This window comes from Marinobacter sp. JSM 1782161 (assembly GCF_011421605.1).
Taxonomy (GTDB): domain Bacteria; phylum Pseudomonadota; class Gammaproteobacteria; order Pseudomonadales; family Oleiphilaceae; genus Marinobacter_A; species Marinobacter_A bohaiensis.
Genome location: NZ_WSSA01000002.1, coordinates 1,441,366 through 1,464,464, shown reverse-complemented (window position 1 = coordinate 1,464,464; position 23,099 = coordinate 1,441,366). Strand labels below are relative to the sequence as shown.

Here is a 23,099-nt window from a genome sequence, read left to right as displayed (position 1 = left end):
GGGCGACCCGGTCTGTGTCCGGGTTGCCCGCCTCGGGCGCCGATGGCCTTGATCCGCAAAGGCCTCGATCAGGAAAGACCTGGATCGTCCTTCCGGAGCAGCCCGGCGTCAGTGTCCCGTCGCTTTGGCGTAGAGGTGTCGCGCTGCTTCCCGGTGGCGCGCCATCAGCGCCGCAAGATCACCACCCAGCCATTGCCTGTCCCGCACTTTCCATTCGCCGCCGATCATCACTGCATCCGCCTGGCTGGCGCCGCACAGGACCAGTGCCGCTAACGGATCGTGAGCACCGCTGAAGCGCGGCTCGTCCAGTTTGAACAGAGCCAGGTCGGCGCGTTTGCCTACCGCAATCTGGCCGATGTCCGGGCGCCGCAGGATATCGGCGGAGCCCCGGGTTGCCAGCGTCAGCGCGTCCTCATGGGTGAACTCGTCCGCCTGGTAGCGCAGGCGCTGGATCAGCAGGGCCTGGCGGATTTCCTGCATCAGGTTGCTGTGGTCGTTGGAGGCGCTGCCGTCCACACCCAGGCCCACCGGCGCGCCCGCCGCCTTGAGCTCGTTGATCCGGCAGATACCGGATGCCAGTACCATGTTCGATGACGGGCAGTGGCAGACACCGGTCTGCGCCTGTCCCAGCCGCGCGATCTCCTCGTCGTTGAAGTGGATGCCATGGGCCAGCCAGGTGCGGTCGTGCAGCCAGCCCACCGACGCCAGATAGTCCAGCGGCCGCTGGCCGAACTGTTTGAGGCAGAAGGCGTTTTCGTCTTCGGTTTCCGCCAGGTGGGTGTGCAGGTTGACGTTGTAGCGGGATGCCAGCTCGGCGCTGGCGCGCATGATGTCCGGTGTGACGGAGAAAGGCGAGCAGGGTGCCAGCGCCACTTCCAGCAGGCCCCGCTCGTCCTGGCGGTGGTAACGGCGGATCAGCCGTTCGCTGTCCGCCAGGATGGAGTGTTCGTCCTGCACCACGTGGGGTGGCGGCAAACCGCCGTCGTCGGTGCTCAGGCTCATGGAACCGCGGGTCAGGGTGGCGCGCATGCCCAGTCGTGAGGCCACGTCGGCCTGGATGTCGATGGCGTTCTCCAGGCCATCGGGGAACAGATAGTGGTGGTCCGCCACTGTGGTGCAGCCGGACAGCAGCAGTTCCACCATCGCCAGTTCGGTGGCCGCTTCCAGGGCGTCCGGGGTCAGCCCGGCCCAGATGGGGTAGAGCGTCTGCAGCCAGGGAAACAGTTTCTTGTTCAGCGCCGGCGGGCAGGCGCGGGTCAGGGTCTGGTAGAAATGGTGATGGGTGTTGACCAGCCCGGGCAGCAGCACGTGTTCGCTGGCGTCGAAGTTGAGATCGACCGGTTGTTCGGGGTGTTGGCCGGCAGGAACGAGTTCGGTGATGACGCCGTCTTCGACGACGATGCCGTTGCCGGCGTCCTGGTCGTTGGCGGTGAAGGTCGCCAGCGGATGGCGGATCCAGAGTGCGCTCATTGCAATGCTCCGTGTGCCGTGAGCATGGTGTCACTCAACGACCATGCACACTGAAGAGGTTCAGGTACATGGCAGTGACTTGCGTGTTAATCTGCCAACCGCGTCGATAGTAGCACGCTGATCGGCCCCGCAAAATCCGCGTTGAATGCTCGTCGGCAAGTGTGCGATCAGGGTGCGTCCTGCTACCGAAAAGCACTGTTTTGGTACGTAAATTCACGTAGAGCACACAGGTCAGTGACTTTTCAGTCTCGGCGTTCCATTTTTACAGCAATGATTTTAATGATTTTTCAATAAAAGCTAACCAGTTGGTCAGTTTGTTGCAGGGTGAGTGGCCATTGAATGCCGTCCCCTTCGACAAGGTCATGCGACCCTGAGACCAACTGGAGATCCGAATGCCCGCGAACAACGCCCCGCAGCCGGAGTTGCTGTACGGCCTCGACGACCGGCCGCCCCTGCCCGCCGCCCTGTTGGCGGCGGTGCAACACATGCTGGCCAGCTTCATCGGGATCATTACGCCGACACTGATTATCGGTGGCGTCCTGGGCCTGGGATCCGAGATTCCCTACCTGATCAGCATGGCACTCATGGTCTCCGGGGTGGGTACCTTCATCCAGGCCCGGCGGATCGGGCCGGTCGGTTCCGGGCTGGTGGCGCTGCAGGGCACCAGTTTTGCGTTTCTCAGTTCCATTCTCGCAGCGGGCTTTATCGCCAAGGCCCGAGGCGGTGGTCCCGATGAGATGCTCGCGCTGATCTTTGGGGTGTGTTTCTTCGGGGCGTTCATCGAGATTTTCCTGAGCCAGTTCCTGCACAAGCTCAAGACGTTTATCAATCCGCTGGTGACCGGCATCGTGATTACTACGATCGGCCTGTCGTTGATCAAAGTGGGCATCACCGATCTGGCCGGCGGCGTCAAGGCCCCGGATTTTGGCAGTCTGACCAATCTTGCCCTGGGCGGCGGGGTGCTCCTGCTGATCATCGTCATGAACCAGAGTCGCAATATCTACCTGCGTTCGGGGGCCATCTTCTTCGGTCTGGTCGTCGGCTACATCGTGGCCATTGCGCTGGGCAAGGTGGATTTTTCGGGGTTGGCGGAGCTGGACTGGTACGCACTGCCGGTGCCGTTCAAGTACGGTATTTCCTTTGATATCGGCGCTTTCCTCCCGGTGGCGCTGATCTACCTGATTACCGCCATTGAATCGTCCGGCGACCTGACCGCCACGTCGATGATCTCGAAGCAGCCGATCCGGGGCCTGGCCTATCGCAAGCGCATTCGCGCCGGGGTCCTGGCGGACGGCATCAATTCGCTGATCGCCGCGGTGTTCAATACCTTTCCCAACACCACGTTCAGCCAGAACAATGGCGTCATTCAACTGACCGGTATCGCCTCGCGTTACGTGGCCTATTGGGTGGCGGCTATCCTGGTGATCCTGGGGCTGTTCCCGGTGATTGGCGGGGTGTTCCAGGAACTGCCCAAGCCGGTGCTCGGCGGGGCCACGCTGGTGATGTTCGGAACGGTCGCAGCGGCCGGCATTCGCATCCTGGCGACCGTTGATCTCGATCGACGCAGCATGCTGATCATGGCGGTGGCGTTTGGTCTGGGGCTGGGTGTGGGCGCGGTACCCGACCTGTTCCAGAACCTGCCCAAGATGGCGCAGAATGTACTTGGATCGGCGGTGACCATGAGTGGCCTCACGGCGATCATCCTCAATACCGTTTTGCCCGGGCGCCCGGTCGAGGACGCCGAAACATCCGGCCCGGTCAGCGCGGAAACCGCCTCGGCGTGATGCATGGCGGGCGACGGGGTTGTCCCCGCGCCCGTTTCCCGGCCATCACAGTTTGTGGATCTTCTCCTTCCGCCCGATGACGTAAACCATCAGGGCGCCCAGACCGACGACGATCAGCACCCAACCGACGTTCTCGGCCATGTCAGTCTGTCCGGCGCCGGGCGACATCAGCGCGACAATACCGATTATCAGAGAGAAGACCGAGGAGACCAGCAGAACCAGCAGGCTCTTGCGGGGCTCGCGTTTCACGAGATTCTTTGGGGTATCCATGGTTGCCTCCGTCCGGGCGCCCTGTTGCTGCGACCCGTTTTTGTGTCTGGTTTCTGACTTCGAATGGAACGTGAGACCACCCTGTTGTCATGATCGGCACCAACGGACACCGATCCATTTTTCCAACCTTTGCGTCACGATGACACCGTACCGCGGTTCCACTCAATACGGTGTATTAGTGAACTAATCGAAATGTTAAACCGGGTCGGCAGGTTTTACTTTGATCTGGGACAGTTCCAGTCTGCATCAGCGGTTAGACTGAACTCAGGATCACTCGACAATCTCCGGGATAAACGAATGGACACAAACATCGGCCAAGGGGCCGGATCGCGACCGGGTGCCGGCCGCCAGGCGGACGATGGTGAAGGCTCCGGGCCGCCGGTCCTGGCCAGTGCGGTCAACATACGCAGTTCGGCGCTGCTTGTTTTAACCACCGTCGCCTCCCTCTATTTCATCGACTGGGCCCAGGCTATCCTGCTGCCGCTGGTGGTCAGCATCCTGATCAGCTATGCCCTCGATCCGCTGGTGTCGCTCCTGGACCGGGCCCGCCTGCCGCGCCCGATTGGCGCGGCTGTGGTGTTGACCGCGATGCTCGGCCTTCTGGCCGGCGCCAGTGTGCCACTGCAGGAGGAAGCCTCCGCCATTCTCGACAAGGTGCCGGCCATGATCGAGCGCTTCCAGCAGCAGGACGCGGCGAGTGCCGAGAAAAACGGCGAGGGCGTGATGGAGAAGGCCCAGGAGGCGGCCAAGCAGATCGAAGAGACCGCCAACCAGCAATCCGAAGGCGCCGCATCGGCACCGCCAGGCGTCACCCCGGTGCGAGTGGTGGAAAAACCCCTGGATATCCGCGCCTATCTGATGCGCGGATCGCCGGCCGCGCTGGTCCTGATCACCCAGTGCTTTTCGGTATTGCTGCTGGTGTACTTCCTGCTGGCGGTGGGCAAGCTGTACAAGCGCAAGGTGGTGCGCATTTCCGGGCCGTCCTTCGGACGCATGCGTAAGGCGGCGCGGATTATGGAGGAGTTCCACCAGCAGGTCCGTCGCTTCCTGTTTGTGATGCTCCTGGGCGCGGTGTTTGTCGGTGTGCTGACCTGGCTGGCTTTCCTGATGCTGGGTATGGAACAGGCAGGGTTCTGGGGCGTGCTCGCCGGGGTGGCCAGTGCCATTCCCTACCTGGGGCCGTTCCTGGTTTTTGTCGGGAGTGGGCTGGCGGCGTTCGTCCAGTTCGGGGCTCTCGATATGGCGGTGCTGATCGCGGTGGTGTCGCTGATCATCACCAGCATTCAGGGCTATCTGCTCACACCCTGGCTGACAAGTCAGGTATCGAGTCTCAATGCGGTGGTGATCTTTATCGGGCTGTTGGTCTGGGGCTGGTTATGGGGGCCGGTCGGATTGATCGTGGCGACGCCGCTACTCATGATCATCAAGTCATTGTGCGATCACGTGGTCAATCTCAGACCGCTGGGCGAGCTGCTGGGAAAATAGAGACGGCACGCAGAACCGACATCAGGACGGGAAGCGAAGGGAAAGAAAAGCCGGAGCCCGCAGGCTCCGGCTGGCTGGCGATCAGGCCAGGTTGTAGATGAACACCACGGCCACGGCGACCGGGGTCACGAAGCGTAGGGTGTTGTACCACAGCGCGAAGCCACCTGCGGACAGGTTCAGTTCGTTTTCCAGCGCCTGACGCGAGATGATCCAGCCGGCGAAGATGGCCACCAGCAGACCGCCCAGCGGCAGCAGGATGTTGGCGGTCAGGTAGTCCAGCAGGTCGAAGATGGTCTTGCCTTCGAAGGCGCTGAACATGCCCAGAGGGAACACGTCAGACCACAGGTTCAGCGACAGGATGGACGCGATACCCAGGGCCCAGCAGGCGATACCCGCACCCAGGGTGCTGACCGTGCGGTTCATGCCTTTCTGCTCTTCCAGCCACTCCACCAGTGGTTCAAGCAGGGAGATGCCGGAAGTCCAGGCCGCGAAAATCAGCAGGATGAAGAAGAGCGCGCCGAACAGGCTGCCCATCGGCATCTGGCCGAAGGCATACGGCAGGGTCTGGAAGATCAGCCCCGGACCGGCACCCGGCTCGAGACCGTTGGCGAAGACCACCGGGAAGATGGCCAGGCCGGCCAGCAGCGCGACGACGGTGTCGATGACGGAGACCGTGATGGAGGTCTTGGCGATGGACACGTTCTTCGGCAGGTAGGAGCCGTAGGCCATCATCACGGCCATGCCCAGACTGAGGGTGAAGAAGGCGTGGCCCAGGGCCGTCAGCACGCCCTCGGTGGTCAGCTTGGAGAAATCGGGCTGGAACAGGAAAGCCGCCGCTTCACCAAAGTGGCCGGTGGTCATGGCGTAGCCGACCGCAACCAGCAGCAGCACGAACAGCGCCGGCATCAGGATACTGACCGCCCGCTCCAGGCCGGAGCTCACGCCACGGGCAACCACCAGCATCACCAGCGCCATGAAGACCGTGTGCCACAGCAGCAGGGTGCCCGGATCGCTGACCAGGCCGGAGAAGATCGCGCCGATGGCGTCCGCGTCCTTGCCCACCAGTTCGCCGGAGGCCGCGGTGCCGACGTAGGAGACGGCCCAGCCGCCAATCACGGAGTAGAAGGACAGGATCAGGAACGCGGCGATCACGCCGATAATGCCCACAATCGGCCAGAACCTGCCGAGGCTGTCGCGCTCGACGATCAGGCGCAGGCTGTTGACCGGGCTGCGGCCGCCGCGCCGGCCGATCATGACTTCCGCCATCATGATGGGCAGGCCGACCGCTGCAATGCACAGCAGGTATACCAGTACGAAGGCGCCGCCGCCGTTCTCACCGGTGATGTAGGGGAACTTCCAGACGTTGCCCAGCCCCACAGCGGAGCCGGTGGCCGCCAGGATAAAGGCAAGTCGCGACGACCAGTGGCCGCGCTTGGCGTTGGAACCTTCCATAACGCCCTCTGCGCCGGTGGAAGAGGATGTAGACATAATCATAGTCTCCTGTCACTGAAATTGTTGTTGTCGGTGAATCCCTGTGTGTCGGCCATGTATTGGTTCTTTGCCATGCATCATGCCCTTGCCACCGGATGAAACCGGTGCCCCGTCCGCATGGTTGTTCGGGTGTTATCCACGCCCGCAATGTCGGCAGACACATCCTCCAAGCACAATCCTGCTGTGTCGGCGGCGTCTTGAAACGCCGCCCTGTCCGGTGTCCTTACAGGGATTCCCAGGGGACCGAGGCCGGGAAAGCCCCGGCCTCATCAACGGTTTAACTCAAACCGATCAGCTCACCTTGGCCAGTCGGCCCGGCTTGTGCTGCTGTTGAGCGGGGGTATGGCGGAAGCGCTCCTCCGCCAGATGGTCGGCGATGGTACCTGTAGGAAGGCCCTCTCTGCCAGCGCGCGTGAAGATTTCATCAAGGGTGGCGCCGATGGATTCCACATGCGCCCGGATCCGGTTGTGGTCGTGATCCGTGCGTTCATGGAAAACATCGATGATGCCACCGGCGTTGATGACGAAATCCGGCGCGTACAGGATGCCGCGCTTTTGCAGCGCCGCATCATGCTCGGGACGCTCCAGCTGGTTGTTGGCCGCGCCGGCCACCACCTTCGCCTGGAGCTTGGGAATGGATGTGTCGTTGAGCACCGCACCCAGGGCGCAGGGGGCCACCACGTCCACCGGCAGGGTGAGGATTTCCTCGCCAGACACCGGCACCGCGCCGAGTTCGTCGACGGCGCGCTGTACCTGGTCCTGATGGATGTCGTGAACCCACAGTTGGGCGCCGGCCTCTTTCAGGTGACGGGCGAGCCGGAAGCCGACGTTGCCGACACCCTGCACGGCGACTTTCAGTCCTTCCAGGTCGCTGCGACCCAGGCCGTGTTTGACGGCCGTGCGCAGACCGACGTAGGTGCCGTACGCGGTGGCCGGAGAGGGATCGCCATTGCTGGGCAGACCGTCGAATCCGATGTGTTCCTTGATGCCGGCCACGTGGCTGGTCTTGCGGCTCATCACCTTCAGGTCGGTCACGCTGGTGCCGGAATCCTCGGCGGCGATGTACTGGCCGCCCAGTTGCTCCAGGAAACGCCCCATGGCTTCCATCAGCGCCTCGGTCTTGTGCTTGCGCGGATCGCCGATGATCACCGACTTGCCGCCGCCCAGGTCCAGGTTGGCCAGCGCGGATTTATAGGTCATGCCGCGGGACAGGCGCAGCACGTCGCGCAGCGCTTCCTCGTCAGTGGCGTACGGGAACATGCGGCAGCCGCCCAGGGCCGGGCCGCGCGAGGTGTTGTGGATCGCCACGATGGCCTTCAGGCCGGTTTCCGGGTCGCAGAAAAAGGACAGGTGTTCGTGGTTGTCGAACTCGGGATGGCTGAATACGTTCATGATGTCTCACCTTACTTCCAGGGCCGCCTGTACCCTTGTGGGGCGGACAGGTGGCTGGTGTTTTGTTCGACCGGGCTCGGGATGGCCGCGCCCGGTCTGTTTAAAGTTTAGTCAGTTTGGCCCGCGTTGGGTTCAGGCCGCTGCGCTGGCAATCTGCCGGTGCCGCTGGCTTGTCGGGTTCAGCTCGTTACGCAGCCTGTCGCGCTCTTGGCGGGTGGCCTCGTAGGCGCCTTCCTTGACCGGCCCGTAGCCGCGCACTTTCTGCGACAGGGCGGCCAGGGCGCGGGCGGCGTCCAGGTGGTCGCGGTTGAGATGGCGCAGGATCCAGGCCACATCCGCTTCGTACTCGCGAATGAGCTTGCGCTCCAGGCGGCGGTCGGCGCTATAGCCGAAGATATCCAGCGGCGTGCCGCGCAGGACCTTGCCCTTGGCCAGGAAATGGAACACGCGCTCCATCCAGGGGCCGAACTTGAGCTTGCGGGGGCGGCCGTTGGCGCCGGGGCGACTGATCAGCGGCGGTGCCAGGTTGAACTCCAGTTCCACCTCGCCTTCGAACTGCTCATCCAGCTGCCGGCGCAGGCTGCCGTTGCTGAACAGGCGGGCCACTTCGTACTCGTCCTTGTAGGCCAGCACTTTGGCGTAGTTTTCGGCCACGGTGCGGACCAGCATGGGATCGCGCCCGACTCTCTTCTCCGCTGCCTTCTCCACCTGTCGTACCAGGCGCTCATAGCGCTCGGCGAGACCGGCGTTCTGGTACTCGGTGAGGTGACGCTTCTGGCGTTCCACCAGCTGATCGGTGGTTTCCATGATCTGGACCGGGTTGCCCTTGGGCTGCGGGAAGGCCAGCGTTTTCACCTGGTCCAGGTCGTGGGCGGCGCGGCGGCCCCACAGGAACGCCTGCTTGTTCTTGTCCACCGACACGTTGTTCAGTTCGATGGCCTCTTCGATGGATGCGGCCTTCAGCGGCAGCAGCCCCTGCTGGTAGGCGAAGCCCACGGTGAACAGGTTCACCGCCATGCCGTCGCCCATCAGGGCCTTGGCCAGGCCGCCGGCGTCCAGGAACCAACTGCCGTCGGTCGTGCAGGCGTCGCGCAGGGCCTGTTCCATGGACTGGCCCGGGAACTGGATGTCCGGGTTGCGGGTGAACGCCGCCGGCATCGCCGCTTCCACGTTCACTACGCTGCGTGAGAACCGGTTGTCCAGCTTGGCCAGGGCGTCGTCGCTGGCGGCGACCATCAGGTCGAAGGCGATCATCAGGTCCGCCTCACCCGCCGGGATGCGCACCGCGTGGATGTCTTCCTGGTGGTTGCCGATGCGGATGTGGCTGACCACGGCGCCGAACTTCTGCGCCAGGCCGGTCTGGTCCAGCACGGAGACCCCCTTGCCCTCGATGTGGGCGGCCATGCCCAGCAGGGCGCTGACGGTGACCACGCCGGTGCCGCCGACGCCGGTCAGCAGGATGCTGTACGGGTCGTGCTCGCCCTGCCAGCTCGGGTCCGGCAGTTCCGGGAAGTCGACGTTGCTGTCCACGCCGACCGGCTTGCGCAGCTTGCCGCCCTTGACGGTGACGAAGCTGGGGCAGAACCCGCGCACACAGGAGAAATCCTTGTTACAGGCAGACTGGTCGATGGTGCGCTTGCGGCCGTTCTCGGTCTCCTTGGGCAGCAGCGACAGGCAGTTGGACTGCACGCCGCAGTCACCGCAGCCTTCGCAGACGTCGGAGTGGATCATCACCCGCTGGTCCGGATCTTCCATGGTGCCGCGCTTGCGGCGACGGCGTTTCTCGGCGGCGCAGGTCTGGTCGTAGATCAGCACGGAACAGCCCTCGATCTCCCGCATTTCCCGCTGCACCGCGTCCAGGTCGTCGCGATCGTGGAACGTGGTGCGGTCGGCGAAGTCGGCCCGGGAGGGGTACTTGTCGATGTCGTCGCTGACCACGGCGATGCGGCGCACGCCTTCACCGTAGAGCTGATGGGAGATCTGCTGGACCGTCAGTGTGCCGTCCACCGGCTGGCCGCCGGTCATGGCCACCGCGTCGTTGTACAGGATCTTGTAAGTGATGTTGGCGCCGGAGGCGATGGACGCCCGGATCGCCAGCAGCCCGGAGTGGAAGTAAGTGCCGTCGCCCAGGTTCTGGAACACGTGCTTCTGGCTGGTGAACGGCGCCTGGCCCAGCCAGGTAACGCCTTCGCCGCCCATCTGGGTGAAGGTGTCGGTGCCGCGGTCCATCCACGTGGCCATGTAGTGGCAGCCGATGCCGCCCAGGGCGCGGCTGCCTTCCGGCACCTGGGTCGACGTGTTGTGCGGGCAGCCGGAGCAGAAGTGCGGCGTGCGCTCCAGACGCTCCGGTGGCTGCGCCAGGCTGTTTTCCTTCTCGGTCAGGAAGTCCAGGCGCTGGCGCAGGGTGTCGTTGCAGTAGCGGTCCTTCAGCCGGGTGGCGATCGCCCGGGCCACCATGGCCGGGGTCAGCTCGTCGTTGGAACGCAGCAGTTCGGCGCCGGCCTCGTCACGCTTGCCGATAATGCGCGGGCGCTGCTGGTCCTGCCAGCTGTAGAGCTGGGCCTTGAGCTGGTCTTCGATCAGGCCGCGTTTTTCCTCGACCACGAGGATTTCTTCCAGGCCGGTGGCGAACTCGAAAATGCCCTCCGGTTCCAGCGGCCAGGGCATCGCGACCTTGTACACGGTCAGGCCGATGGCCTCGCGCTCGGCCTCGCCCAGACCCAGGTCGGCCAGTGCCTGGATCACGTCCAGGTAAGCCTTGCCAGTGGTGATGATGCCCAGCCGGGGCTGGCTGGCGGAGAGCACGGCCCTGTCCAGGCGGTTGGCGCGGCAGAAGGCTTTGGCGGCCTCCAGCTTGTAGCGGTGCAGGCGCTCTTCCTGGGCCAGCGGTTTGTCCGGCCAGCGGGAGTTGAGCCCGCCTTCGGGCATGGTGAAGTGATCCGGCAGACGGATGTCGATGCGGCTCAGGTCGAGATTGACCGACAGGGACGAATCCATCACCTCGGCCAGCGCCTTGAAGCCGATCCAGCAGCCGCTGTAGCGGGACATGGCCCAGCCGTAGAGGCCCATGTCGAGGATGTCCTGCACGCCGGCCGGGTTGAGGACCGGCATGGAGGCGTCCATGAAACCGTAGTCGCTCTGGTGGGGCAGGGTGGACGACTTGCAGGAGTGGTCGTCGCCGGCAATGGCCAGCACGCCGCCGAAGCGGGAGCTGCCAGCGGCATTGGCGTGCTTGAACACGTCGCCGGTGCGGTCGACACCGGGCCCCTTGCCGTACCAGAGGGCAAAGACGCCGTCGTATTTGGCGCCCTCGAAAATATTGACCTGCTGGGAGCCCCACACGGCGGTGGCGCCCAGGTCCTCGTTCACACCGGGCAGGAAGTGAACGTGCTTGTCCTGGAGGTATTGTTTGGCTTTCCAGAGGATCTTGTCGAAGCCGCCGAGAGGCGAGCCGCGATAGCCGGAAATGAAGCCGGCGGTGTTGAGGCCGTTCTGCTGGTCGAGCTGGGCCTGCAGCAGCGGGAGACGTGCCAGGGCCTGGCCGCCGGTCATGTAGACCGGGCCGGAATCACGTTCCCAGACGTCGTTGAGACTGACCTTGTTGATACTGACTTTACGCATGGCGAATCACCGTATTCTGGATACACGGGGACACGGCCGGTGACGACCGGACGCAACGAAACGAAATAACGGAACGCGATCAGCTCGAGGACAGGAAGTCCGTGCTGCGGCTCGACGTGATTCGTAACGAGAGGATTCGCGATGGAAGGTCGGATTCGATTGATCGGCGGGCGATCGGGGTGCTGCGATACGCGGTGGAATGCGCCTGGAACAGGCACCATCCCATCAGGGGAGCGGTCGATTGACTCATTGTTGAAATCCTTTCCACGTTGCCGGATCTCGGCGCTCGTGGTCGTCTTGTTTTTGTATTGTCCGGCTTGTGGCCGGCCTTGCGATTTCAGGGTCCGACATGAGCCCTTGTGGGGCGTCGAACAGGGATCAAACTAGAGGGTTCGGAAGGGCAGGTCAATGATTAAAAGCTGAACAGCTTGTCATGAGATGTAACGGGGATGATGCGCCGGGTCGTTGAGGAACTCATGAATCGTCGGCAATTCCGCCGGTTACGTGCACCACAGGTCTCGCGGGCGACTCCCGTGATTTTGACCAATGTCGCAGAGGTCTGGCACACGTTGCTCAGGCTGCCGGTATGTTTTTCAGGCGGCCGGCACGATCACCCGGAAGTGCGTACCGGCTTCAGACGTCTCGAAATCGATCGAGCCCTGCATCTGCTCCACCAGCCCCTTGGCGATGGCCAGACCCAGGCCGGTTCCCCCCGCGTGGCGTTGGGACGAACCGTCAGCCTGGGTGAAACGCTTGAAGATGCGATCCTGGAATGATTCGGGAATGCCGGGGCCTTCGTCGCTGACGGTCATTTGCCAGCCATGATCGACCGGCGCCAGCGTCAGCGTGACCGTGGACGCCTCGGGCGAGAACTTGAGTGCATTGGACAGCAGGTTGTCGAGCACCTGGCGCAGCCGTGTTTCATCTACCCAGGCCGGTGCGTCGCCGTCCGTGCCATTGAAACGACGCGTAATGCGCTTGTTGGCTGCATAGGTCTCGTTTTCGGTCAGTACGGTGCGGATCAGGCCGTTCAGCTCGATGCGCTGTGGATTCAGATCCAGACGCCCCTCGACGATGCGGTCGATATCGAGCAGGTCGTTGATCAGGTGGATCAGGTGATCGCTGTTGCGCTTGGCGATCCCGACCAGTTCGTTGCCCTTGTCCGTCAGCGGGCCGGCCACGCCGCCTTCTATCAGCCCCAGGGTGCCGCGAATGCTGGTCAGGGGCGTGCGCAGCTCGTGACTGATGGTGGACACGAACTCGTTCTTGAGGCGGTCGGTCTCTGCCCGCACCAGCGCTTGCTTGTGTTCGAACTGCAGCGTGCGGTACCGGTGGTAGCCCGAAAAACCGGCCAGCAGGAACAGGCAGGTGTAGGGCAGGGCGTAGTAGGACAGCGGCAGTGCCGGGTTTTCCAGCACCTGGCCCACCAGCAGCCAGTCGTCGCCGGGCAGGGGAATACGTGATGTTTGACGGGTGACGTTGGCGTCCAGTGGCTCGCCCCAGATCAGGGTCGAATCGTCGCGCCGGTCATCCTTTAAGCGGCGCAACTGGTAGCGCAGTGCATGCAGTCGGGCAATGTCCCGAATGTCACCCAGCAGGGCTTCGGCATCGATGACGGTGCTGATCAGGCCCCAGTAGTCGTCACCGATGAAGACCGGCGAGCGGTAGATAAACGCCGTGCCACCCTGCACCAGCTCGATCGGGCCGGCGAGTATGGGGTCCCGCGTCCGGATCATGCGCTGGACGGAGGGCCACTGGTCCGGCATGTCCGGATAGTACAGACCCAGGGCCGCTTCGTTGCCTGTGCGCGGATAGATGACTTCGATGCGGTTATCCGGCGCAAAGCCGATGTTGATGATGTATTCGCCCGCCTGGAACATGCTGCCCAGCCAGGCTTCGATGCGCTGGTTGGTGTATTCCCCGTTCTGGCTCTCGATGTAGAACACCAGCCCGCGTGTGAGGTAGATGGCTTCCTTGATCCGGGTTTCCAGGGTGCCGCGCAGCTCGCTCAGATCCTGCAGCAGCTGCTGTTCCTGTTCGAATTTTCGGGTTTCCTGAACCTGCAGCAGGGCCCAGTGGATCAAACCGACGCCTGCCAGCAGCAGAAACAGCGGGAACCGAAAGCTGGCCCAGAGTTTGTCTTTCATGGATACATCGCGTTGTTGTCATTGAGGTGCTCGTGCCCCTTCGTTCGACAAGACTAGCTCAGATCGACGGCGTTGTGCGGGAATTGTCGCCCAGGACGCCCGGCAGGGTATTCGAGAGCGGCGCGGGGGGATAGAATCGTCGGTTTGCACGGAGGCGTGTTTCCCCGCTTATGAGCGATCTCTCCCTGGTTCAGTACGTCCTGATTGGCCTGATTTTCGTCTGGAGCGGCTTCGTACGCTCGGGGCTGGGGTTTGGCGGCGCTGTTCTGTCGCTGCCGTTCCTGTTGCTGGTGCTGGACGATCCCATCGTCTTCCTGCCCATCATTGCCGTGCACCTGCTGGTGTTCTCGTCCCTGACCATCGTCATGAACAACCGCAAGAGTCAGGTGGCGCAACGGCCCGAAGGCGGCACCGTGGACTGGCCGTACCTGTGGCGCATCCTGGGGATCATGATCGTCCCCAAGCTGATCGGGGTATTCGGGCTGATCACGCTGCCGGCGCACGTGATGAGCGCCATTATCTTCGGCATCGTGGTGGTCTACTCGCTCTCGTACATCTTCAACCGGCCGTTTCGCAGCAAGAACAAGTGGGTCGATACGGTTTTCCTCATGCTCGGTGGTTACGTCAGCGGCACCTCGCTGATCGGTGCACCGCTGATCATTGCGGTCGTGGCGCAGCACTTGCCCAAGGAAAAGCTGCGGGACACGCTGTTCGCGCTCTGGTTTATCCTGGTGACCATCAAGATGGCGGCGTTCATTGCGGTGGGGGTCGACCTGCAGCTGATCCATCACCTGTGGCTGCTGCCATGTGCCGCTGTGGGGCATGTGATCGGTCTGCGTTTCCACGACTACGTGCTGCGCTCGGAAACCCCGCTGTTCTTCCGTCTGTTGGGCGGGGTGCTGCTGGTGGTGAGCAGTATCGGGCTCTGGAAGGCGGTGGCCTGAAGCGCCCGCCTCAGGAGGCGTCGGCGCGACCGGCTTCGGGGTGTTCGGATTTGCGCTGGCTGATGGGCAGTCGGGCCAGCACGCCAATCACCAGGAAGGCCAGCGCCAGTCGTGCCCAGAGAATGCCGGACAGATGCGCGCCCAGCAGCATGACCAGCAGGGTGTCCTCGATCAGGCTGTGACAGAGCCCCAGGAATGCCAGGGTCAGGAAGGCATCGCGCGGGCTGAGCCGGCCCGACTCCGCATCGCGAATCAGCAGCCCACCGCCGAAACTCAGGCCCAGGGTGATGCCGATGATCGCGGTGCTGGCGGCGTCCCGGCCGATGCCCAGCAGGCGCAGCAGCGGGAACAGCAGGGCATGCAGTAACCGTTCGACACCGATGGCCCGTAAGCCGCGCAGCAGGGTGATCAAGGCCAGGATCACGAAGAAAATGGTGATCAGCGTCTGGCATTGGGCCCAGAGCCAGGCCGACAGGCTGGTGTCGAGGGCGTCGGGCTGCCAGACCAGCGTGTTGTCCTGCTGCAGCCAGTCGAACGTCTGGTAGCTGTGATGCAGAATCATCCCCAGTATCAAGGCGCCCCCAACGCGCAGCACCAGCGTCAACCACCAGGGCACCCCGGCCCGCCGCGCGACGGCCCCTTCCACCGGCAGACCGTGGCCGACCACCATCAGGGTGCCCAGCACCGTCACCTGGGCCACGCTCAGGGCCTGATCCAGCGACAGGTTGTAGAAGATCGCCATGCCGGTGTAGATGTTGGTCAGCAGGGTCGCCGCCCAGACAATGCTCAGTTCCTCCGGCAGGCCCAGCAGCCCCATCAGCGGCGCGAGCAGCGTCGCCAGCCACTGGGTGAAGCCGATGGATTCAAGGACCTTCACGATGATCAGTGCGGGCACCAGTATCTTCAGCAGCGTCAGGTAGACGACGCGGGTTTCGTGGAGGATGCTGAGGGCAGCGCGGCGCAATCGTGCAGGCATTGGGACGTCCCTGGTTCAGTAAAGGACGCAGTCTATCGGCTTTAGCGGGACGCCGACAGGCGTTGAAGGACGTCGGTGCCGCCCCAATCTTTCATAATGGCATAACCTTATTCCAGAATGGGTGACGACGTGCCCGGCACGGCGCTATCCATCACAGGAGGATCGACCATGAGTCTCCGCAATCCGCTCGTGCAGTCCTTCTTCGACGAGCCCACCAACACGTTCAGCTACGTGGTACGCGACCCGGACAGCCGCGCCTGTGCCATCATCGATTCGGTGCTGGACTTTGATTACGCCGCCGGTCGCACCGATGTCCGCTCCGCGGATGCCATCATCGACTACGTGCAGCGCAACGACCTGGCGGTGGAATGGGTGCTCGAGACCCACGTCCACGCCGATCACCTGTCCGCCGCGCCCTACCTGAACGAACATCTGGGCGGCCAGACCGGCATCGGCGCGCGCATCGTCGAGGTGCAGGAGATCTTCGGCAAGGTGTTCAATGCCGGCACCGACTTCGCCCGGGACGGCCGTCAGTTCAACCGCCTGTTCCACGAAGGCGACAGCTTCGCGATTGGCAACCTGGAAGCCCGCGTGCTGCATACGCCCGGGCACACGCCGGCTTGCCTGACCTACGTGATCGGCGATGCGGCGTTCGTCGGCGATACCCTGTTCATGCCGGACTACGGCACCGCCCGCTGCGATTTTCCGGGTGGCGATGCGCGCACCCTGTATCGTTCGATCCAGAAAGTCCTGGCCTTGCCGCCGGAGACGCGGCTGTTCCTGTGCCACGACTACAAGGCGCCGGGCCGCGAGGCGTTCGTGTGCCAGACCACGGTCGCGGAGCAGCGCGAGCACAATGTGCATGTGCACGAGGGCGTCGATGAGGAGGCGTTTGTGGCCATGCGCCGGGAACGGGACGCCACCCTGGGGATGCCCCGGCTGATCCTGCCGTCGGTGCAGGTCAACATGCGCGCCGGGCACATGCCGCCGGCCGAGGATAATGGTCAGATCTATCTGAAAGTGCCGTTGAACCGATTCTGATTGGGTGGTGAGGGGGAAGGAAAGGCCCCGGCCGCCGGATGGCCGCCAGGGCAGGTGGGAAAAGTGAATTCAGCCGGCTTTTCCGCCGCCTTCCCCGACTGGTTTGACGGCCGTATCGGTCGAGGTCGCCTCTTTCAGCAGGGTGGTCGGTGCGGCGTCGTGCACCAGCGTTTCACCGACGGACGAGGTGATGCGGAACGTGCGGTCGCGGTTGGACACCGACAGGTACCAGGGCGCGTCCTTATCGCTCCCCTTCGCCAGCTTGTAGGTCATCGCCTGGTGATCCCGGGTGTCCAGGATCAGGCTCAGTTCGGGCTGGGCCAGGGCGGTGCGGGCCTCGGTGGCGTCCGCGGCGATGGCGTGAATGCGCAGGGCCGACAGTTGCCCCGCCAGAGTGGCCGCGGCCTTGGCATCGAGGGATTTGCCATCCGGCAGCGTACCCACCTGCCACGGCGAGGCGTCGTCTTTCCCGCTATCCGCCTGGGTCAGTTTGAGACCGTTCACCTCGATCGCGCTGACCCGATTGAGTGGCAGCGTCAGCAGGTCACGATCCAGCCAGTCGTCCGTGGTCACCGGCGCCTGGTAGGTGCCCAGCTTGATCCGGTAGATCGGTGACTCCCCGTCAACACGCACATACGACTGGTCCGTGCCCGGCGACGTGCCCAGGTACAGGGTGGCCACGTCCGTGCCCTTACGCCTGAGCACGAGCCGGCGCTCGAAGTCGTCCTGCGCGACCTTGAAGCGGGCCCGGGCGCCTTCGGTGGTTGCGACGGGCATGCCCTGGCTGGCGCTGGCCAGGGTGCTCACCAGCTGATTGGCCTGCTCGTTGCTGGCCGGGAAGCCATCCAGCGCCGGCAATTGCCACTGGTCGTCCTGGTGCTTCAGGGTGACCGAGTGGTCGTTGCCGTCGTTGATCCGGATCTCGTCCAAGTGATCGAGGGACTGGCTCAGCAGCGGTGACTCCGGCGCCACTTCACCGATGTCGCTGTCGGTGAGGTTGAGGGCCAGGGCCAGCAACAGCTGGACCCCGAGCAGCACGGACAGGATTCGAACTCGTTTCGCCATGACTTAAACCTCCGCAAGAATCCGTTGGTAACGGCGCTGGTCGCTGGCGTGCACCTTGCGCCGCCAGAGCCACACCAGCAGCAGCGCGAACGCCGCCAGACCGTAGTTGAGGTACTCCCAGAAGCGCTGCGTGCCGTTGTCCATGGGGACCAGCGTGCGCGCGAACTGGGTCTGGCCGCGCAGGGCCAGCAGGCCCGGGTCTTCCAGCGACCAGTCGATGGCGTTCTGCACCATGTCGATGGGCTTGGTGTAGACCGTACCCAGCTCCTGGGACACCAGGTTGATCATGGTGTCGGAGGCGAACGCGTTGCTGGCGATCAGCACCAGGCGGGCGGAGTCCGGCGACTGTTTGATCACGCTGGTATAGGAGGGCGCGTCGTCCTGCGGCTTGCTTTGGGCCTGGGCGCCAGCCTTGGCCGGTTTGTCGTCGGCTTTATCCGGCTGCGCCAGCGGCGATGCCTTGTCCGCGTAGTAGGACTGGAACTGGCCTTTCACGGCCACAGCCAGCAATTGTGACGAGGGTTCACCGTTGGCGGCAAAGCCCAACGTCGGGTACCGGTCGAAGTCCGGCACCGCCTGGGTGGTATCGGCCGCCCAGCTCTGGTCGGAACTGTGCAGGAGCTCGACCACCTGGCGATCGCCCATGGCCTTGGCGTCGATATCGATCGGCGACGCCCAGCCGAGGGTCAACTGGTCCAGCGAGGCAGTCACCGGATGATCCGGATTCAGCTCGCCGCCGCGCAGGTCCGGGAAGGCGGCGTAGGGCACCATGCGGATCTCGCGGTAGCTCATCCCGCCGACGTTTTTTGTGACCGGCACCGGCAGCGACGAACTCTGGGCATCGACGACGAGCTTGTCCTCGATCGACAGCCCCATGCCTTGCAGCCAGTCTTCCAGGCCCGACTGGGCCTTTTGTGCGTTCAGCGACTGGCCGGCCTTGACCGTGATCGGCGATGTGGCGAGCACGATCCGTCCGCCGCGCATCAGGAACTGGTCCATGGCGAAGCGCTGCCTGTCGCTGAGGTCGTGCGGGGCCAGCACCAGCAACAGGTCGGTTTCCGCCGGCACCTTGCCATCGGTCAACTGGCTCTGCTTGACGCGGACATTGTCGCCCAGGGTATCCAGCAGCTTGCGGTACTGGGACTGGCTGGGCATGCCGCGCATCTGGCGCATTTGCGCCATCGGATCGGGCGGGGTGACCACCGTGACGGTCTTGAGCACGCCGGGCGTCAGCCGCTGCAGGGCCGATTTCAGGGAGCGCTTCATGGCCGCCTTGTCGAGCGTGTCGGGCAGGGGCACGGGGACCACGTTGTCGCCGCTTTGCAGGGTCATGTTGAACCAGAAGGGCTGTGGGTCGCTCAGGCTGGCGATGCGCGGCTGGTAGCCGTACTGCTCGGTCAGCCGGTTGGCCAGTTGGCCGCCGTTGGCGTCCGGATCGTCGAGCTGGATCGACAGCTTGTCGCTGTTTTCGCCGGCCATCTCCCTGAGCAGGTCGGTGACATTGGTTTTCAGTTCCACCAGTTGCTGGGGCAGTTGCCGATCCGGCGAGAAGTAGCCGTGGAAGGTGACCGGCTGACCGATGGAGGCCAGGGCGTTATCGCCGGCGCGGTAGGTGCTGGCCAGTTTGTGGATGGTGCGGGTCAGGGCATACTCGGGGCTCTTGAGGGCCACGTCGAGCTGGTTGTCGCTCTGGGATTTCACCTCGATCAGGTCCTTGAAGCCCAGCACCTGGTACTGGTCGCCGTAGGACACCACCACGTTGAAGTAGGCGTTGACCACCGACGACTGATAGCGGCTGGCGGTCTGGAAGGGCACCGGCTTGATGCCGTATTGCGAGGCGGCCTGTTCCTCCATCGCCCGGTCGTGGGTGGGGTCCAGGAACTGCACGCGGACGTTGTCGCCGCCGGCAATGGCGTATTCCTGCAGCAGGTCGCGTATGCGCGGCACCAGCGGCGCCAGCAGCGGATGGGTCTTGTCCGAGAAATAGCCGCGGATCACCAGCGGCTCGCGCAGGTGGGACAGCTCCTCATGCGTCGCGTCGGACAGGGAATAGAGCTGGCCGCCGGTGATGTCGGCCCGGGCGCTGGTGACCGGTGTCAGCCAGGCGTTGGCCAGCAGGAAGTTGGCGATGGCCAGCACGCACACCCAGGTCCAGCCCCGGTGACGGCGGTTGGGCGGGTTGCCGGCCCAGCGCAGGCGCTCCAGGCTCAGGCGGTTGAGCACCAGGAAGACGCCGGTGATCGACACGTAGTAATAGAGGTCGCGCAGGTCGATCACGCCGCGGGTGATGGAGTCGAAGCGGCTGCCGGTGCCGATGGCCTCCAGCACACTGCCGATCTGCTGGCCGAACAGGTTGGTCAGCAGGCTCGACCCCAGCAGGTAGAACACGCCGCACACCAGGGTGGTCAGGATCAGCGCCACGATGGGGTTGTCCGTACGGCTGCTCATGAACAGGCCGATGGCGAGATAGGCGGCGCCCAGGAACAGGGTGGCCACATAGCCGCCGACGACCGGACCCCAGTCCAGTGGGCCGAGGAAGGACACGGTGATCGGCAGCGGCAGGGTCATGGCCAGCGCCAGGGCCAGCAGCCCCATGCCGGCCAGGAACTTGCCACCGATCAGCTGCAGCGGCCCGATGGGTGAGGTCAGCAGGCTCTCCACGGTGCCGGAGCGGCGTTCTTCCGACCAGCTGCGCATGGTCAGCGCGCCGATCAGGAAGATCAGCAGCAGCGGCATCCATTCGAACAGCGGCCGCAGGTCGGCGATGTTGCGGGCGAAGAAGGTCTCGCCCCAGAACACCACGAACAGCGTCACCGCCAGGAACACGCCCAGGAACAGGAAGGCGGCCGGTGAGGCGAAAAAGCCGCGGAATTCCTTGCGTGCGATGGTCATCAGCTCAGACATGGGCGGCCTCCTCGTTCACTTCGGCAAACACTCTCTCCAGGTCGCGGCGCTGGGGTTCCAGCGCGTGCAGCGGAATGCCGGCGCGGGTCAGGCTCTCGACCACCTGCGGGGCGCAGTCCAGCGGCGCGTCGAGATGATAGCGCCCGGGTTGGTCCGGCACAGCCGTCAGCGACTGGATGGTGTCGATCGATGCCAGCGTCGCTCGTGGATCGCCCTCGACGCTCAGCAGCAGACCACCGGACTGCTGCAGTTCCTCCAGCCGGGCATCCACCACCAGTTCGCCGGCGCGCATGATCAGCACCCGCTCACAGACCGCCTGCACCTCCTGCAGGATGTGCGTGGAGACGATCACCGTGGCGTGTTGGGCCAGGTCGCGGATGAGCTCGCGCATCTGGCGGATCTGGGTCGGGTCCAGGCCGTTGGTGGGCTCGTCCAGGATCAGGATGTCCGGCTCGTGCAGCAGCGCCTGGGCCACGCCCACCCGCTGCCGGTAGCCCCGGGACAGGGTCTGGATCGAGGCCGTCGCCTTGGCCTTCAGGTCGGCGCGACGGATGGCCATGGCAATGGCCTTGTCGCGTCGGGTTTCCGGTACATCGTGGAGGGCGGCCTGGAAATGCAGGTAGTCGATTACGGTCATTTCCGGCCATACCGGGCAGTTCTCCGGCAGGTAGCCGATGCGCCGCTGGATGGCCCGGGTGTCCGGGCCGAGGGTCAGGTCGGCAACCTGGACGCTGCCGGACGTGGGCTCCAGGTAGCCGGTGAGCATTTTCATGATGGTGGTCTTGCCGGCGCCGTTGTGGCCCAGCAGGCCCACCACTTCGCCGTGACCGATCTCGAAGCTGACGTTCCTGACCGCGGTCAGGTCGCCGTACCGACGTGTCAGGTGTTGCACCTGAATCATGTGGGTTTCTCCATTGTCTGACGTGTTGTTGGAATGAGTTTGACGTGTTGCTGGAATGAATCGCGGTACCCGCAGGACGGGCGCCATCGGGGTAATCCGGTTCAGGGCGGTGGGGGATGACGACGGCAATACAGGCCTTCGGTTACTGACAACTTCGCTTCTGTCGTAACAGCCATGGGGCATTCCGGTTTCGGTTCGTTGATGTTCGTGCGGGTTCCTGAAAGACCCGCCGTGTCCGGTCTACACAGACGTGGACGGTCCGAACGAGTTCCGGGAGGTGATTGAGTTAAGTCATGCCCGGTCAACAGAAGGTTTGGAGGTGGGGTCGCGGCAAGCGTTACAAATGAGAACCATTTGCGGTAAAGTGAGCGGCGTGTCATTTTCCGGTGCCGGGGTGCTATCGCGCGACAGCGTCTGTCCTTTGGCCCCGGTTCGCCCGCTCTTCCGTTCCGCAAAGGCGTTTGATCATGCAACCGGCTACCAGTATCGGTCTGGCGCGCTCATTCCGAATCCGGGATTTTCTCGATTTCGGCCAGCAATACGGCATGGACTACCGATTCCACGACCTGCCACCGGAGGCCGAGACGGACGCAGCGACTGTTAGCGAAACCGTTGTTGCCAAGGGTCGGATCCATGAGGTGGCCTTGCCTTCCGGCTTTCGTTTCACCGGATCCGAGCTGGACGTTTTTCAAACCTACAGCTCTCAGTCGCGCGGTCATGCGCCGTTGCTGATCGTGATTGTTCTTGAGGGACGAGTGGGGCTCTCGGTGGGCGCCGTCAGCCGTGAGCTTGGCACTGGCGAGGCGCTGAGTCTGCAGTTGCGCCCCGAGTTTGCCCTGGAGGCCACGCAACGGGCGGGTCAGCGACTCAAGACCCTGACCCTGGCGTTTGACCCGGCCTGCCTTTTACAGGCGGGGCCTGACAGTTCCACCCTGGCGTCCATTCTCCGGGGCATCCGCAAGCCGGTGTCGACCTGGTCCGCGCCGTCGGCCTTATTGGTGCAGTTGGACCAGTGCCTTGACGCTCAGGGATCGGAACTGCAACGGAACCTGATCCTCGAGGGCCTGGCGCTGCAGCTCATTGGCCACGGCCTGCCGGAGGCTGAAAGCCCGGCGCAGAAGGGCCACTCGGCCAACGCCCGCGAGTACCAGCGGCTTGAAGCCGTCAGGCAGACGCTGGAGTTTGCACCGACCCGCGACTACACCCTGGAAGGCCTGGCCCAGCAGGCGGCCATGAGCGCCAGCAGCCTGCGCAGCAAGTTCCGCTCAACCTTCGGGGTGTCGGTCTTCGATTACCTGCGCCGCTGTCGTCTGGAACTGGGACGACGCTACCTGGAGCAGGGCTTCAGTGTTCAGCAGGCGGCTCACCGGGCCGGCTATCGTCACGCCACCAACTTCGCCACGGCTTTCCGTCGGGAATACGGGGTATCGCCCAAAGCGCTGCGATAAACCTTTTTGTCACCGGTTTTGGCATTGCGCATACGATACCTGTCATTCCGCATACCTAATCTTGATAAAAAAGAGAATAATTCGCATTAACTTTTCGTTAGCTTCAATGAGGTTTTTGCATGTTCCGACCTTCCAGGATATCCCTTGCAGTCGCCTTTGC

General features: G+C 63.8%; 15 protein-coding genes. 5 read left to right on the top strand and 10 right to left on the bottom strand.

Going from position 1 to position 23,099, the window contains the following annotated elements:
- Window positions 1-108: 108 nt before the first annotated feature.
- A complete protein-coding gene (locus GQB00_RS06500; RefSeq protein ID WP_165855619.1) occupies window positions 109-1,470 on the bottom strand; it encodes an 8-oxoguanine deaminase in 1,362 nt (453 codons plus the stop codon).
- A 392-nt stretch (window positions 1,471-1,862) separates the two neighbouring features.
- On the opposite strand from GQB00_RS06500, the gene GQB00_RS06495 reads away from it, so the two are divergent.
- The gene (locus GQB00_RS06495; RefSeq protein ID WP_165855618.1) at window positions 1,863-3,254 is read left to right on the top strand and encodes a nucleobase:cation symporter-2 family protein; all 1,392 of its coding nucleotides are present in this window, start codon (window positions 1,863-1,865) and stop codon (window positions 3,252-3,254) included.
- 45 nt (window positions 3,255-3,299) lie between these two features.
- On the opposite strand, the gene GQB00_RS06490 is transcribed toward GQB00_RS06495, so the two are convergent.
- Entirely contained in the window at window positions 3,300-3,524 is a 225-nt protein-coding gene (locus tag GQB00_RS06490; protein WP_111495375.1) for a DUF308 domain-containing protein, read from the bottom strand.
- A gap of 297 nt (window positions 3,525-3,821) precedes the next feature.
- Between GQB00_RS06490 and GQB00_RS06485 the strand changes: the two genes are divergently transcribed.
- Window positions 3,822-5,009, top strand: coding sequence for an AI-2E family transporter (locus GQB00_RS06485; protein WP_165855617.1), 1,188 nt, complete (start codon window positions 3,822-3,824; stop codon window positions 5,007-5,009).
- A gap of 81 nt (window positions 5,010-5,090) precedes the next feature.
- Here GQB00_RS06485 and GQB00_RS06480 read toward each other — a convergent pair whose 3' ends face one another.
- The 4 genes from GQB00_RS06480 to GQB00_RS06465 form a co-directional block, all read right to left on the bottom strand.
- Window positions 5,091-6,497 (bottom strand): sodium-dependent transporter, encoded by a 1,407-nt coding sequence (locus GQB00_RS06480; protein WP_165855616.1) that lies wholly within the window; start codon window positions 6,495-6,497, stop codon window positions 5,091-5,093.
- A 294-nt stretch (window positions 6,498-6,791) separates the two neighbouring features.
- On the bottom strand, window positions 6,792-7,892 hold the full coding sequence (locus GQB00_RS06475) for a Glu/Leu/Phe/Val family dehydrogenase (protein WP_165855615.1): 1,101 nt from the start codon (window positions 7,890-7,892) through the stop codon (window positions 6,792-6,794).
- A 132-nt stretch (window positions 7,893-8,024) separates the two neighbouring features.
- Entirely contained in the window at window positions 8,025-11,513 is a 3,489-nt protein-coding gene (locus tag GQB00_RS06470) for an indolepyruvate ferredoxin oxidoreductase family protein (protein WP_165855614.1), read from the bottom strand.
- Window positions 11,514-12,106: 593 nt separating this feature from the next.
- Window positions 12,107-13,660, bottom strand: coding sequence for an ATP-binding protein (locus GQB00_RS06465; protein ID WP_111495385.1), 1,554 nt, complete (start codon window positions 13,658-13,660; stop codon window positions 12,107-12,109).
- 170 nt (window positions 13,661-13,830) lie between these two features.
- Here GQB00_RS06465 and GQB00_RS06460 point away from each other — a divergent pair, with 170 nt between their 5' ends.
- Window positions 13,831-14,604 (top strand): TSUP family transporter, encoded by a 774-nt coding sequence (locus GQB00_RS06460; RefSeq protein WP_165855613.1) that lies wholly within the window; start codon window positions 13,831-13,833, stop codon window positions 14,602-14,604.
- Between the two features lie 10 nt (window positions 14,605-14,614).
- On the opposite strand, the gene GQB00_RS06455 is transcribed toward GQB00_RS06460, so the two are convergent.
- Complete coding sequence (locus tag GQB00_RS06455; RefSeq protein ID WP_165855612.1) at window positions 14,615-15,580, bottom strand: nucleoside recognition domain-containing protein; 966 nt, start codon at window positions 15,578-15,580, stop codon at window positions 14,615-14,617.
- Window positions 15,581-15,748: 168 nt separating this feature from the next.
- On the opposite strand from GQB00_RS06455, the gene GQB00_RS06450 reads away from it, so the two are divergent.
- Window positions 15,749-16,621 carry an MBL fold metallo-hydrolase gene (locus tag GQB00_RS06450; RefSeq protein ID WP_165855611.1) on the top strand — a complete coding sequence of 291 codons (873 nt, stop codon included), beginning with the start codon at window positions 15,749-15,751 and terminating at the stop codon, window positions 16,619-16,621.
- 69 nt (window positions 16,622-16,690) lie between these two features.
- On the opposite strand, the gene GQB00_RS06445 is transcribed toward GQB00_RS06450, so the two are convergent.
- From GQB00_RS06445 to GQB00_RS06435, 3 genes are read right to left on the bottom strand one after another with little or no spacing between them, the layout of a single operon-like run.
- On the bottom strand, window positions 16,691-17,686 hold the full coding sequence (locus GQB00_RS06445; protein ID WP_165855610.1) for a DUF4340 domain-containing protein: 996 nt from the start codon (window positions 17,684-17,686) through the stop codon (window positions 16,691-16,693).
- A gap of 3 nt (window positions 17,687-17,689) precedes the next feature.
- Window positions 17,690-20,590: a Gldg family protein gene (locus GQB00_RS06440; RefSeq protein WP_165855609.1), complete on the bottom strand. Its 2,901-nt coding sequence runs from the start codon at window positions 20,588-20,590 to the stop codon at window positions 17,690-17,692.
- Complete coding sequence (locus GQB00_RS06435) at window positions 20,583-21,491, bottom strand: ABC transporter ATP-binding protein (RefSeq protein ID WP_165855608.1); 909 nt, start codon at window positions 21,489-21,491, stop codon at window positions 20,583-20,585. The genes GQB00_RS06440 and GQB00_RS06435 overlap by 8 nt, the downstream gene beginning before the upstream one ends.
- A 467-nt stretch (window positions 21,492-21,958) precedes the next feature.
- Here GQB00_RS06435 and GQB00_RS06430 point away from each other — a divergent pair, with 467 nt between their 5' ends.
- Complete coding sequence (locus GQB00_RS06430; RefSeq protein WP_165855607.1) at window positions 21,959-22,939, top strand: helix-turn-helix transcriptional regulator; 981 nt, start codon at window positions 21,959-21,961, stop codon at window positions 22,937-22,939.
- Window positions 22,940-23,099 lie beyond the last annotated feature (160 nt).

What these genes read in the sequence shown, in the direction of transcription:
- GQB00_RS06500 (WP_165855619.1), bottom strand. Translation starts at nt 1,470, where the DNA reads ATGAGCGCACTCTGGATCCGCCATCCGCTGGCGACCTTCACCGCCAAC.
- GQB00_RS06495 (WP_165855618.1), top strand. Translation starts at nt 1,863, where the DNA reads ATGCCCGCGAACAACGCCCCGCAGCCGGAGTTGCTGTACGGCCTCGAC.
- GQB00_RS06490 (WP_111495375.1), bottom strand. Translation starts at nt 3,524, where the DNA reads ATGGATACCCCAAAGAATCTCGTGAAACGCGAGCCCCGCAAGAGCCTG.
- GQB00_RS06485 (WP_165855617.1), top strand. Translation starts at nt 3,822, where the DNA reads ATGGACACAAACATCGGCCAAGGGGCCGGATCGCGACCGGGTGCCGGC.
- GQB00_RS06480 (WP_165855616.1), bottom strand. Translation starts at nt 6,497, where the DNA reads ATGTCTACATCCTCTTCCACCGGCGCAGAGGGCGTTATGGAAGGTTCC.
- GQB00_RS06475 (WP_165855615.1), bottom strand. Translation starts at nt 7,892, where the DNA reads ATGAACGTATTCAGCCATCCCGAGTTCGACAACCACGAACACCTGTCC.
- GQB00_RS06470 (WP_165855614.1), bottom strand. Translation starts at nt 11,513, where the DNA reads ATGCGTAAAGTCAGTATCAACAAGGTCAGTCTCAACGACGTCTGGGAA.
- GQB00_RS06465 (WP_111495385.1), bottom strand. Translation starts at nt 13,660, where the DNA reads ATGAAAGACAAACTCTGGGCCAGCTTTCGGTTCCCGCTGTTTCTGCTG.
- GQB00_RS06460 (WP_165855613.1), top strand. Translation starts at nt 13,831, where the DNA reads ATGAGCGATCTCTCCCTGGTTCAGTACGTCCTGATTGGCCTGATTTTC.
- GQB00_RS06455 (WP_165855612.1), bottom strand. Translation starts at nt 15,580, where the DNA reads ATGCCTGCACGATTGCGCCGCGCTGCCCTCAGCATCCTCCACGAAACC.
- GQB00_RS06450 (WP_165855611.1), top strand. Translation starts at nt 15,749, where the DNA reads ATGAGTCTCCGCAATCCGCTCGTGCAGTCCTTCTTCGACGAGCCCACC.
- GQB00_RS06445 (WP_165855610.1), bottom strand. Translation starts at nt 17,686, where the DNA reads ATGGCGAAACGAGTTCGAATCCTGTCCGTGCTGCTCGGGGTCCAGCTG.
- GQB00_RS06440 (WP_165855609.1), bottom strand. Translation starts at nt 20,590, where the DNA reads ATGTCTGAGCTGATGACCATCGCACGCAAGGAATTCCGCGGCTTTTTC.
- GQB00_RS06435 (WP_165855608.1), bottom strand. Translation starts at nt 21,491, where the DNA reads ATGATTCAGGTGCAACACCTGACACGTCGGTACGGCGACCTGACCGCG.
- GQB00_RS06430 (WP_165855607.1), top strand. Translation starts at nt 21,959, where the DNA reads ATGCAACCGGCTACCAGTATCGGTCTGGCGCGCTCATTCCGAATCCGG.